Source organism: Hafnia psychrotolerans (genome assembly GCF_014639435.1).
GTDB classification, from domain to species: Bacteria; Pseudomonadota; Gammaproteobacteria; order Enterobacterales; family Enterobacteriaceae; genus Ewingella; species Ewingella psychrotolerans.
This window is the reverse complement of the sequence record NZ_BMFZ01000019.1, coordinates 14,726-27,511: the sequence shown is the minus strand read 5'-3', so window position 1 is coordinate 27,511 and position 12,786 is coordinate 14,726. Positions and strand designations below refer to the sequence as shown.

Below are 12,786 nucleotides of genomic sequence, written 5' to 3'. Positions count from 1 at the left end.
TGAAGACATCGAACGTGGTCAGGTATTGGCTAAACCAGGTTCAATCAAACCACACACTACCTTTGACTCAGAAGTTTATATCCTGAGCAAAGATGAAGGCGGTCGTCATACTCCGTTCTTCAAAGGCTACCGTCCGCAGTTCTACTTCCGTACAACTGACGTGACCGGTACCATCGAACTGCCAGAAGGCGTAGAGATGGTAATGCCAGGCGACAACATCAACATGGTTGTAACCTTGATCCATCCAATCGCGATGGATGACGGCTTGCGTTTCGCAATCCGTGAAGGTGGTCGTACTGTAGGTGCTGGTGTGGTTGCTAAAGTTATCGCTTAATCGCTGATACTTTTTTGTCACTTTACGTTGACGCAATACACACTAAAAGGGCATCATTCGATGCCCTTTTCTACGCTGTGGCACGAGAACCTATCTCATCAGCGATTTATACGTCATAATCATTGGTGAGATAGGCTCTGAGATACAGTGTAAAACACCGAGTTGCGCTCACTGTAGAGCATCGATCGGTTTGGTTTGCCTCGCGATGCGAGGCAAAGTTGTTTGTTCTGAATCATTGTGACGGGTTGGTTTATGAGTGCGAATACCGAGGCTCAAGGGAGCGGGCGCGGCCTGGAAGCGGTAAAGTGGGTAGTTGTTGCCGTTTTGTTGGTCGTAGCTATTGTCGGTAACTATTATTACCGTGCATACAGCCTGCCATTACGTGCGCTGGCAGTGGTTGTTGTTATCGCGATTGCTGGTGCGGTGGCATTATTGACGACTAAAGGCAAAGCGACAGTAGCATTTGCGCGCGAAGCGCGTACTGAAGTACGTAAAGTAATTTGGCCTACACGCCAGGAAACATTGCATACCACACTGATCGTTGCTGCGGTAACTGCCGTCATGTCACTGATTCTGTGGGGGCTGGATGGAATTCTGGTCCGCTTGGTATCTTTTATTACTGGCTTGAGGTTCTAAATGTCTGAAGCACCTAAAAAACGTTGGTACGTCGTTCAGGCGTTTTCCGGCTTTGAAGGCCGCGTGGCACAGTCGCTGCGTGAGCACATCAAATTGCACGACATGGAAGAGCTGTTCGGTGACGTGATGGTTCCCACGGAAGAAGTGGTTGAAATCCGTGGTGGTCAACGCCGTAAAAGCGAACGCAAATTCTTCCCAGGTTATGTGCTGGTTCAAATGGTGATGAATGACGCCAGCTGGCACTTGGTGCGTAGCGTTCCTCGGGTGATGGGCTTCATCGGCGGTACCTCTGACCGTCCTGCGCCAATCAGCGATAAAGAAGTTGACGCTATTATGAATCGCCTGCAACAAGCTGGTGATAAACCACGTCCTAAAACTATGTTTGAGCCAGGTGAACTGGTTCGCGTCAGCGACGGTCCATTTGCTGACTTTAACGGTGTTGTTGAAGAAGTGGATTATGAGAAAAGCCGCCTGAAAGTTTCAGTTTCTATCTTCGGGCGTGCTACGCCGGTTGAACTGGACTTCGGTCAGGTCGAGAAAGGCTAACAAATCTTTCGATATCCATTCGAACAGATGTTGTGCAGGGCGCGAAATTAAACTATAATTTCGCGCCTTTCGTTTTTATGTGCAGCCTCTGCAGGTAAAACATAAAGAACAAAGTACTGCAAATAACGGGGAGCCTATTCTATTAGGCGATATCACCCAACTGAGGAAATTTAAATGGCCAAGAAAGTACAAGCCTACGTCAAGCTGCAAGTTGCTGCTGGTATGGCTAACCCAAGTCCACCGGTAGGTCCGGCACTGGGTCAGCAAGGCGTTAACATCATGGAATTCTGTAAGGCATTCAACGCTAAGACTGAAAGCGTTGAGAAAGGCTTGCCGATCCCTGTTGTAATTACCGTTTACTCTGACCGTTCTTTCACCTTCGTTACCAAAACGCCTCCAGCAGCTGTATTGCTGAAGAAAGCGGCTGGTATCAAGTCTGGTTCCGGCAAGCCGAACAAAGACAAAGTAGGTAAAGTAACGACTGCTCAGGTTCGTGAAATCGCAGAAACCAAAGCTGCGGACATGACTGGTTCTGACGTGGAAGCCATGGCGCGCTCCATCGAAGGTACTGCTCGTTCCATGGGCCTGGTAGTGGAGGATTAATAAATGGCTAAGCTGACCAAGCGCATGCGCGTGATCCGTGACAAAGTTGATGTTACTAAACAATATGACATTAACGAAGCTGTTGCACTGCTCAAAGAGCTGGCCACCGCTAAATTCGTTGAAAGTGTAGACGTTGCCGTTAACCTCGGTATCGATGCACGTAAATCTGATCAAAACGTTCGTGGTGCTACCGTTCTGCCTAACGGCACCGGTCGTTCTGTTCGCGTTGCTGTCTTCGCCCAAGGTGCAAACGCTGAAGCTGCTAAAGCTGCAGGCGCTGAGCTGGTAGGTATGGAAGATCTGGCAGATCAGATTAAAAAAGGCGAAATGAACTTTGACGTTGTTATCGCATCTCCTGATGCAATGCGCGTTGTAGGTCAATTAGGTCAGGTTCTGGGTCCTCGCGGCCTGATGCCTAACCCTAAAGTTGGTACTGTAACGCCTAACGTTGCTGAAGCAGTTAAGAATGCTAAAGCAGGTCAGGTTCGTTATCGTAACGACAAAAACGGTATCATCCATACTACTATTGGTAAGGTTGATTTCGAATCCGACAAGCTGAAAGAAAACCTGGAAGCTCTGTTGGTTGCTCTGAAAAAAGCGAAGCCTTCTCAGGCTAAAGGCGTTTTCATCAAGAAAGTTACCCTGTCCACTACCATGGGTGCAGGTGTTTCTATTGATCAAAGCGGCCTGAGCGCAGTAGCTGTCTAATTTGCTGCCTGCTTTTTATCGCTTTACGCGGGCGGTAGATTTGTCTAGAATCTATGGCCCGTTGTTTCGTTAACCCGAAACCAAGATTTTTCGGTTGGAGCCTGGCCTATCCAGGCCTCCGTCCAAGACCGCAGGTGTCTCGAAAGAGACTTAATTTTTCCTGCGTAGACGGTGACAGAGCCTGAAGAAAATTTTCCTTTGTTACTTGTAATAAAGAACAAGAATAGTCTTTGCTGGATTCTCTGCTCACCGTGTTTGAGCGCTTGATATCGATTTCGATAACAAGCGATGTGAGTTCCGGGGGTTTTTCCCCGGCTAAATCCAGGAGCAAAAAGCTAATGGCATTAAATCTTCAAGACAAACAAGCGATTGTTGCTGAAGTCATGGAAGTAGCCAAAGGCGCGCTGTCTGCGGTTGTTGCGGATTCTCGTGGCGTAACTGTAGATAAAATGACTGAACTGCGTAAAGCAGGTCGTGAAGCTGGCGTTTATATGCGTGTTGTTCGCAACACCCTTATGCGTCGCGTCGTTGAAGGTACTCAGTTTGAGTGCCTGAAAGACACGTTTGTTGGTCCAACCTTAATTGCATTCTCTTCTGAACACCCAGGCGCTGCTGCCCGTTTGTTCAAAGATTTCGCTAAAGCGAATGCAAAATTTGAGGTTAAAGCTGCGGCCTTTGAAGGTGAGTTTATCTCTGCGGCTCAAATTGACCGCTTGGCAACTCTGCCTACTTACGATGAAGCAATCGCACGCCTGATGGCAACCATGAAAGAAGCCGCTGCTGGCAAATTGGTTCGCACTCTGGCTGCAGTACGTGATCAGAAAGAAGCTGCTTAAGCCTCTCTTTTCTCGTAGCTATGCTTACGTATAAACTATTTCTGAATTTTAGGAACACTTGAAATGTCAATCACTAAAGAACAAATCATTGAAGGCGTTGCAGCCCTGTCTGTAATGGAAATCGTTGAACTGATCTCCGCTATGGAAGAAAAATTCGGCGTTTCTGCTGCTGCTGCTGTTGCTGGTCCTGCTGCTGCTGCTGAAGCTGTTGAAGAAAAAACTGAATTCGACGTTGTTCTGGCTGCTGTTGGCGCGAACAAAGTTGCAGTTATCAAAGCAGTTCGTACCGCTACTGGCCTGGGTCTGAAAGAAGCTAAAGACCTGGTAGAGTCTGCTCCGGCAACTCTGAAAGAAGGCATCAGCAAAGATGACGCTGAGTCACTGAAAAAATCTCTGGAAGAAGCTGGTGCTTCTGTTGAAGTTAAGTAAGTTTAACTTCCCGGAGTGCAGTCTGTCCTAGCAGACTGATGGCTGGTGGCTTTTTAGTCACCAGCCTTTTTGCGCTATAGAGTGTCAGTGGTGTTTCACACTGTTTGAGCACTGAACTACTCTAATATCTCTTCTTGATACGTCTTAATATATTGCTGCCGCTTGCTATGGCTCATCCATAGATAATGCACAACGAAATGATTTAAGAGTGCGAGGAACAGGTATTGCGGAAAACGACTCTGTTTTCCGGTCGACATAAACGGTGTTGCATGAACTGTCCTTCTCAGGGCAGATACGATTGGGTCACTGATCAGCGAGCTGAGGAACCCTATGGTTTACTCCTATACCGAGAAAAAACGCATTCGTAAGGATTTTGGTAAACGTCCACAAGTCTTGGACATTCCCTTTCTCCTTTCTATCCAGCTTGACTCGTTCCAGAAGTTTATCGAGCAAGATCCGGAAGGCCAGCACGGTTTGGAAGCTGCATTCCGTTCTGTATTTCCAATCAAAAGCTACAGCGGTAATTCTGAGCTGCAATACGTTAGCTACCGTCTTGGTGAGCCAGTATTCGACGTTAAAGAATGCCAGATCCGTGGTGTAACTTTCTCCGCGCCACTGCGGGTGAAACTGCGTCTGGTGATCTACGAGCGTGAAGCTCCAGAAGGTACGGTTAAAGACATCAAGGAACAAGAAGTCTATATGGGCGAAATTCCGCTCATGACCGAAAATGGTACTTTTGTGATTAACGGTACTGAGAGGGTTATCGTATCTCAGCTGCACCGTAGTCCAGGTGTATTCTTCGACAGTGATAAGGGTAAAACCCACTCATCGGGTAAAGTGCTGTACAACGCACGTATCATCCCTTATCGCGGTTCATGGTTAGATTTCGAGTTTGACCCGAAAGATAACCTGTTTGTACGTATTGACCGTCGCCGCAAATTACCCGCGACCATCATTCTGCGTGCATTAAGCTATACCACAGAACAGATTCTTGACCTGTTCTTTGACAAGGTGACTTACCAGATCCGCGACAACAAGTTGCAAATGGAACTGGTACCTGAGCGCCTGCGTGGTGAAACAGCTTCTTTTGATATCGAAGCTGGCGGCAAAGTCTATATTGAAAAAGGCCGCCGCATCACTGCCCGTCACATTCGTCAGCTTGAAAAAGACGACATTCAACACATCGAAGTTCCTGTTGAGTACATCGCAGGGAAAGTCGTAGCTAAAGACTATATCGATACTAATACCGGTGAGTTGATTGTCCCTGCGAACATGGAATTGTCTCTGGATTTACTGGCTAAGTTGAGCCAGGCCGGTCACAAAACTATTGAAACACTCTTCACCAACGATCTCGACCATGGTGCATACCTGTCCGAGACCATCCGCGTCGACCCAACCAGCGATCGTCTGAGCGCATTGGTTGAGATCTATCGAATGATGCGTCCTGGAGAGCCACCAACTCGCGAAGCTGCTGAAAACCTGTTTGAGAACCTGTTCTTCTCTGAAGATCGTTACGACCTGTCCGCTGTAGGTCGTATGAAGTTCAACCGTTCTCTGCTGCGTGATGAAATCGAAGGTTCAGGTATCCTGAGCAAAGATGACATCATCCAGGTAATGATCAAGCTGATCGGCATTCGTAACGGCCAAGGCGAAGTGGATGATATCGACCACTTGGGTAACCGTCGTATTCGTTCTGTTGGCGAAATGGCTGAAAACCAATTCCGTGTAGGTTTGGTTCGTGTTGAGCGTGCGGTTAAAGAGCGTCTGTCTCTTGGCGACCTCGATACTTTGATGCCACAAGACATGATCAACGCTAAGCCGATTTCGGCTGCGGTGAAAGAATTCTTCGGTTCAAGCCAGCTGTCACAGTTTATGGACCAGAACAACCCGTTGTCTGAGATCACGCACAAACGTCGTATCTCTGCATTGGGCCCGGGCGGTTTGACCCGTGAACGTGCTGGCTTTGAAGTTCGAGACGTACACCCGACCCACTACGGTCGCGTATGTCCAATCGAAACGCCAGAAGGTCCAAACATCGGTCTGATCAACTCCTTGTCTGTGTATGCGCAGACCAATGAGTATGGTTTCCTGGAAACCCCTTATCGCCGTGTGCGTGAAGGTATGGTTACCGATGAGATTAACTATCTGTCTGCCATAGAAGAAGGCAATTTCGTCATCGCTCAGGCGAACTCCAACCTGGATGATGAAGGTCGCTTCCTGGAAGACTTAGTCACTTGTCGTAGTAAAGGCGAATCAAGCTTATTTAGCCGCGACCAAGTTGACTATATGGACGTATCCACCCAGCAGATCGTATCCGTTGGTGCTTCTCTGATTCCATTCCTGGAACACGATGACGCCAACCGTGCATTGATGGGTGCGAACATGCAACGTCAGGCTGTACCAACTCTGCGTGCTGATAAGCCGCTGGTGGGTACCGGTATGGAACGTGCTGTAGCGGTTGACTCCGGTGTTACTGCCGTTGCTAAACGTGGCGGTACCGTTCAGTACGTGGATGCATCCCGTATCGTTATTCGTGTTAACGAAGAAGAGATGTACCCGGGCGAAGCAGGTATCGACATTTATAACCTGACCAAGTACACCCGTTCTAACCAGAACACCTGCATCAACCAGATGCCGTGTGTGAATCTGGACGAACCGATCGAGCGCGGTGACGTGCTGGCAGATGGTCCGTCAACAGATCTGGGCGAATTGGCTCTGGGTCAGAACATGCGTGTCGCGTTCATGCCCTGGAATGGTTACAACTTCGAAGACTCCATCTTGGTCTCCGAGCGTGTTGTGCAAGAAGATCGCTTCACCACTATCCATATCCAGGAACTGGCATGTGTGTCTCGTGACACCAAGTTAGGGCCTGAAGAGATTACCGCTGACATCCCTAACGTGGGTGAAGCTGCGCTCTCTAAACTGGATGAATCCGGTATCGTTTATATCGGTGCTGAAGTGACCGGTGGTGACATTCTGGTAGGTAAGGTTACGCCTAAAGGCGAAACACAACTGACTCCGGAAGAGAAACTACTGCGAGCGATCTTCGGTGAGAAAGCGTCTGATGTTAAGGACTCTTCTCTGCGTGTACCAAACGGCGTTTCCGGTACGGTTATCGACGTGCAGGTCTTTACCCGCGATGGCGTGGAAAAAGACAAGCGTGCGTTGGAAATCGAAGAGATGCAGCTGAAGCAGGCTAAGAAAGACCTGACCGAAGAGCTGCAGATCCTGGAAGCCGGTCTGTTTGCACGTATCCAGTCTGCGCTGGTTGCTGGCGGTGTTGAAGCTGATAAGTTGGGCAAATTGCCTCGCGATCGTTGGCTTGAGCTGTCGCTGACCGACGAAGACAAGCAAAACCAGTTGGAACAGCTGGCCGAACAATACGACGAACTGAAAACCGTGTTTGAGAAAAAACTCGAAGCGAAGCGTCGTAAAATCACTCAGGGCGATGACCTGGCACCAGGTGTGCTGAAAATTTGTAAAGTGTATCTGGCCGTTAAACGTCAGATTCAGCCTGGTGACAAAATGGCTGGTCGTCACGGTAACAAAGGTGTTATCTCCAAGATCAACCCGATCGAAGATATGCCTTACGATGAAAACGGCACGCCGGTAGACATCGTACTGAACCCGCTGGGTGTTCCATCTCGTATGAACATTGGTCAGATTCTGGAAACCCACTTGGGTATGGCCGCGAAAGGTATTGGTGAAAAAATCAATGCCATGCTGAAGAAACATGAAGAAGTTTCCAAGCTGCGCGAGTTCATCCAGAAAGCCTATGACCTGGGCGACGATGTTCGTCAGAAAGTCGATCTGAGCACCTTCACCGACGACGAAGTTCTGCGTTTGGCTGAAAACTTGAAGAAAGGCATGCCAATCGCAACGCCGGTCTTCGATGGTGCGAAAGAAACAGAGATCAAGCAACTGCTTGAAATGGGCGGAATCCCTACCTCTGGCCAGATCACACTGTTTGACGGCCGTACCGGCGAGCAATTCGAGCGTCAGGTTACCGTCGGCTACATGTACATGCTGAAACTGAACCACCTGGTTGACGATAAGATGCATGCGCGTTCTACCGGCTCTTATAGCCTTGTTACTCAGCAGCCGCTGGGTGGTAAAGCTCAGTTCGGTGGTCAGCGCTTCGGTGAGATGGAAGTGTGGGCACTGGAAGCATACGGTGCCGCTTATACCCTGCAGGAAATGCTGACTGTTAAGTCCGATGACGTGAACGGCCGTACCAAGATGTATAAAAACATCGTGGATGGCGATCACCGGATGGAACCAGGCATGCCGGAGTCCTTCAACGTATTGTTGAAAGAGATCCGTTCTCTGGGTATCAACATCGAGCTGGAAGACGAGTAAGTACTCGAATCTGCACTGATCACAGGGGCACCTGTCTGTTTAGCAATAGACAGCGGGTGCCTAACAGGTCTAACCCGACGGGAGCTAATCCGTGAAAGACTTACTAAAGTTTCTGAAAGCGCAAACTAAAACCGAAGAGTTTGATGCGATCAAAATTGCTCTGGCATCGCCAGACATGATCCGTTCTTGGTCTTTTGGTGAAGTTAAGAAGCCAGAAACCATTAACTACCGTACGTTCAAACCAGAACGTGACGGCCTTTTCTGTGCCCGTATTTTCGGACCAGTAAAAGATTACGAATGCCTGTGTGGTAAGTACAAGCGTTTAAAACATCGCGGCGTGATCTGCGAGAAGTGCGGCGTTGAAGTGACCCAAACTAAAGTACGCCGTGAGCGTATGGGGCACATCGAACTCGCGTCTCCGACTGCACACATCTGGTTCCTGAAATCCTTGCCTTCTCGCATCGGTTTATTGCTGGATATGCCACTGCGTGACATCGAACGTGTACTGTACTTCGAATCCTATGTGGTTATCGAAGGCGGTATGACTAACCTCGAGAAGCGCCAGATCCTGACTGAAGAGCAGTATCTGGATGCTTTGGAAGAGTTCGGTGATGAATTCGACGCCAAGATGGGTGCGGAAGCTATTCAAGCCCTGTTGAAAAACATGGATCTGGAAGTGGAATGCGAACAGCTGCGTGAAGAGTTGAGAGAAACCAACTCCGAAACCAAGCGTAAGAAGCTGACCAAGCGTATCAAGTTGCTGGAAGCGTTCGTTCAATCTGGTAACAAACCAGAGTGGATGATCCTGACCGTGCTGCCGGTACTGCCGCCAGACTTGCGTCCACTGGTTCCGTTGGACGGCGGCCGTTTCGCAACGTCAGATCTGAACGATCTGTATCGTCGTGTGATTAACCGTAATAACCGTCTGAAACGCCTGCTGGATCTGGCTGCGCCAGATATCATCGTACGTAACGAAAAACGTATGCTGCAAGAAGCGGTAGATGCTTTGCTGGATAACGGCCGTCGCGGTCGTGCAATTACCGGCTCTAACAAGCGTCCGCTGAAATCTCTGGCAGACATGATTAAAGGTAAACAGGGTCGTTTCCGTCAGAACTTGCTGGGTAAACGTGTCGACTACTCTGGTCGTTCCGTTATCACCGTAGGTCCATACCTGCGTCTGCACCAGTGTGGTCTGCCGAAGAAAATGGCACTCGAACTGTTCAAACCGTTCATCTACGGCAAATTGGAGTTGCGTGGCCTCGCCACCACCATCAAAGCCGCTAAGAAAATGGTTGAGCGCGAAGAAGCTGTCGTTTGGGATATTCTGGACGAAGTTATCCGCGAACACCCGGTACTGCTGAACCGTGCACCAACCCTGCACCGTTTGGGCATCCAGGCGTTTGAACCGGTTCTGATCGAAGGTAAAGCTATCCAGCTGCACCCGCTGGTTTGTGCGGCATACAACGCCGACTTCGATGGTGACCAGATGGCTGTTCACGTACCGTTGACACTGGAAGCCCAGTTGGAAGCGCGTGCGTTGATGATGTCTACCAACAACATCCTGTCACCTGCGAACGGCGAGCCAATCATCGTTCCTTCTCAGGACGTTGTATTGGGTCTGTACTACATGACCCGCGACTGTGTTAACGCCAAAGGCGAAGGCATGGTTCTGACGGGGCCTAAAGAAGCTGAGCGCATTTACCGCGCCGGCCTGGCTTCTCTGCATGCGCGTGTCAAAGTGCGTATTACGGAAGAGATCAGAAACACTGAAGGCGAGTCAATTCACCAGACGACTATTATCGATACCACTGTAGGCCGTGCGATCTTATGGATGATCGTTCCTAAAGGTCTGCCGTTCTCTATCGTTAACCAGCCGTTGGGTAAAAAAGCTATCTCCAAAATGCTGAACACCTGTTACCGCATTTTGGGCTTGAAGCCGACGGTTATTTTCGCTGACCAGATCATGTATACCGGTTTTGCTTACGCTGCCCGTTCAGGTGCGTCAGTAGGTATTGATGACATGGTAATCCCTGCGAAGAAAGCAGGCATCATCGAAGAAGCCGAAACTGAAGTTGCCGAGATCCAGCAGCAGTTCCAGTCTGGTCTGGTAACAGCAGGCGAACGCTACAACAAAGTGATCGATATCTGGGCCGCAGCTAACGAACGTGTTGCTAAAGCAATGATGGAAAACTTGTCTGTCGAAGACGTCGTCAACCGTGATGGTGTGGTTGAGCAGCAGGTTTCCTTCAACAGTATCTTCATGATGGCCGACTCCGGTGCGCGTGGTTCTGCAGCACAGATTCGTCAGCTGGCCGGTATGCGTGGCCTGATGGCTAAGCCGGACGGTTCCATCATTGAAACGCCAATCACCGCGAACTTCCGTGAAGGTCTGAACGTACTCCAGTACTTCATCTCCACTCACGGTGCTCGTAAAGGCTTGGCGGATACCGCACTGAAAACGGCAAACTCCGGTTATCTGACCCGTCGTCTGGTTGACGTGGCACAGGATCTGGTCGTGACCGAAGATGACTGTGGTACACACGAAGGCATCATGATGACTCCAGTCATCGAAGGTGGCGACGTTAAAGAACCACTGCGCGAACGCGTTCTGGGTCGTGTAACTGCTGAAGATATCATCAAGCCGGGTACGGCTGATATCTTGGTTCCACGTAACACCCTGCTTCACGAGAAGACCTGTGATCTGTTAGAAGAGAACTCAGTCGATAGCGTGAAAGTTCGTTCAGTTGTAAGCTGTGAAACCGATTTTGGTGTGTGTGCAAACTGCTACGGTCGCGACCTGGCACGTGGTCACATCATCAATAAAGGTGAAGCGGTTGGTGTTATCGCAGCACAGTCTATCGGTGAACCAGGTACCCAGCTGACGATGCGTACCTTCCACATCGGTGGTGCGGCATCTCGTGCAGCAGCAGAGTCAAGCATTCAGGTTAAGAACACGGGTACGATTAAACTGAGCAACCACAAGCACGTTACTAATGCTAACGGCAAACTGGTTATCACTTCTCGTAATACCGAGCTGAAACTGATCGACGAATTTGGTCGCACAAAAGAACGTTATAAAGTGCCTTACGGTTCTGTAATGGGCAAAGGTGATGGTCAAGCGGTTAATGGCGGCGAGACCGTTGCTAACTGGGATCCACACACCATGCCAGTTATCAGTGAAGTGAGTGGTTTCATCCGCTTTGCTGATATGGTTGATACCCAAGCCATTACACGCCAGACCGACGAGCTGACCGGTTTATCTTCTCTGGTTGTTCTGGACTCTGCAGAGCGTACTGGTAGCGGTAAAGACCTGCGCCCGGCACTGAAAATTGTTGACGCCAAAGGCAACGACGTATTGATCCCTGGCACAGATATGCCTGCTCAATACTTCCTGCCAGGTAAAGCAATTGTGCAGCTGGAAGATGGTACGCAGATCCACTCTGGTGACACTCTGGCACGTATTCCTCAGGAATCCGGCGGTACCAAGGACATCACGGGTGGTCTGCCACGTGTTGCTGACTTGTTCGAAGCTCGTCGTCCGAAAGAGCCTGCAATCCTTGCTGAAATCAGCGGGATTATCTCCTTCGGTAAAGAAACTAAAGGCAAGCGCCGTCTGGTAATTTCTCCGTTAGATGGCAGTGATGCTTACGAAGAAATGATTCCAAAATGGCGTCAGCTGAACGTGTTCGAAGGCGAAGTTGTGGAACGTGGTGACGTCGTATCCGACGGCCCTGAGTCTCCGCACGATATCCTGCGTTTACGTGGTGTTCATGCGGTTACACGTTACATCACCAACGAAGTGCAGGAAGTTTACCGTCTGCAAGGCGTTAAGATTAACGATAAGCACATCGAAGTTATCGTTCGTCAGATGTTGCGTAAAGGCACCATCGTTAGCGCTGGTGGCACCGACTTCCTGGCCGGCGAGCAGGCAGAAATGTCCCGCGTTAAAATCGCTAACCGTCAGCTTGAAGCAGATGGAAAAATCACGGCTACCTTTACCCGTGACTTGCTCGGTATCACCAAGGCTTCCCTGGCGACCGAGTCCTTCATCTCCGCTGCATCGTTCCAGGAAACGACGCGCGTTCTTACAGAAGCCGCTGTTGCGGGTAAACGTGATGAACTGCGTGGCCTGAAAGAAAACGTCATCGTTGGCCGTCTGATCCCAGCCGGTACCGGTTACGCTTATCATCAGGAACGTGCTCGTCGTAAAGCACAGGGCGAAGTGCCTGTTGTACCGCAAGTGAGCGCGGACGAAGCAACGGCTAACTTGGCTGAATTGCTGAACGCCGGTTTTGGTAACAGCAAAGACGATTGATTGTCTTCTGTTCCATGCTG

The 12,786-nt window shown here is 49.6% G+C and carries 9 protein-coding genes; all 9 read left to right on the top strand.

What is annotated here, in order from left to right; genetic code table 11:
- A partial coding sequence (locus IEV89_RS21160; protein ID WP_506256304.1) for an EF-Tu C-terminal domain-related protein occupies positions 1-334 on the top strand: 334 nt, incomplete at its 5' end.
- Positions 335-586: 252 nt separating this feature from the next.
- Positions 587-970, top strand: coding sequence for a preprotein translocase subunit SecE (gene secE / locus IEV89_RS21155; RefSeq protein WP_188475482.1), 384 nt, complete (start codon positions 587-589; stop codon positions 968-970).
- Positions 971-1,516: a transcription termination/antitermination protein NusG gene (gene nusG, locus IEV89_RS21150; RefSeq protein WP_188475481.1), complete on the top strand. Its 546-nt coding sequence runs from the start codon at positions 971-973 to the stop codon at positions 1,514-1,516.
- Positions 1,517-1,690: 174 nt separating this feature from the next.
- Positions 1,691-2,119, top strand: coding sequence for a 50S ribosomal protein L11 (rplK, locus tag IEV89_RS21145; RefSeq protein WP_034794998.1), 429 nt, complete (start codon positions 1,691-1,693; stop codon positions 2,117-2,119).
- Between the two features lie 3 nt (positions 2,120-2,122).
- The gene (gene rplA, locus IEV89_RS21140; protein ID WP_188475480.1) at positions 2,123-2,827 is read left to right on the top strand and encodes a 50S ribosomal protein L1; all 705 of its coding nucleotides are present in this window, start codon (positions 2,123-2,125) and stop codon (positions 2,825-2,827) included.
- Positions 2,828-3,165: 338 nt separating this feature from the next.
- Positions 3,166-3,663, top strand: coding sequence for a 50S ribosomal protein L10 (rplJ, locus tag IEV89_RS21135; protein WP_034795004.1), 498 nt, complete (start codon positions 3,166-3,168; stop codon positions 3,661-3,663).
- A 63-nt stretch (positions 3,664-3,726) separates the two neighbouring features.
- Positions 3,727-4,092 carry a 50S ribosomal protein L7/L12 gene (gene rplL, locus IEV89_RS21130; RefSeq protein WP_188475479.1) on the top strand — a complete coding sequence of 122 codons (366 nt, stop codon included), beginning with the start codon at positions 3,727-3,729 and terminating at the stop codon, positions 4,090-4,092.
- A 330-nt stretch (positions 4,093-4,422) separates the two neighbouring features.
- Positions 4,423-8,451, top strand: a complete 4,029-nt coding sequence (gene rpoB, locus IEV89_RS21125; RefSeq protein WP_188475478.1) for a DNA-directed RNA polymerase subunit beta — start codon at positions 4,423-4,425, stop codon at positions 8,449-8,451.
- Positions 8,452-8,542: 91 nt separating this feature from the next.
- On the top strand, positions 8,543-12,766 hold the full coding sequence (gene rpoC / locus IEV89_RS21120) for a DNA-directed RNA polymerase subunit beta' (protein WP_188475477.1): 4,224 nt from the start codon (positions 8,543-8,545) through the stop codon (positions 12,764-12,766).
- Positions 12,767-12,786: the final 20 nt, after the last annotated feature.

Coding starts and splice junctions, on each gene's coding strand:
- rpoB (WP_188475478.1), top strand. CDS start 4,423: ATGGTTTACTCCTATACCGAGAAAAAACGCATTCGTAAGGATTTTGGT.
- secE (WP_188475482.1), top strand. CDS start 587: ATGAGTGCGAATACCGAGGCTCAAGGGAGCGGGCGCGGCCTGGAAGCG.
- rplL (WP_188475479.1), top strand. CDS start 3,727: ATGTCAATCACTAAAGAACAAATCATTGAAGGCGTTGCAGCCCTGTCT.
- nusG (WP_188475481.1), top strand. CDS start 971: ATGTCTGAAGCACCTAAAAAACGTTGGTACGTCGTTCAGGCGTTTTCC.
- rplK (WP_034794998.1), top strand. CDS start 1,691: ATGGCCAAGAAAGTACAAGCCTACGTCAAGCTGCAAGTTGCTGCTGGT.
- rplJ (WP_034795004.1), top strand. CDS start 3,166: ATGGCATTAAATCTTCAAGACAAACAAGCGATTGTTGCTGAAGTCATG.
- rplA (WP_188475480.1), top strand. CDS start 2,123: ATGGCTAAGCTGACCAAGCGCATGCGCGTGATCCGTGACAAAGTTGAT.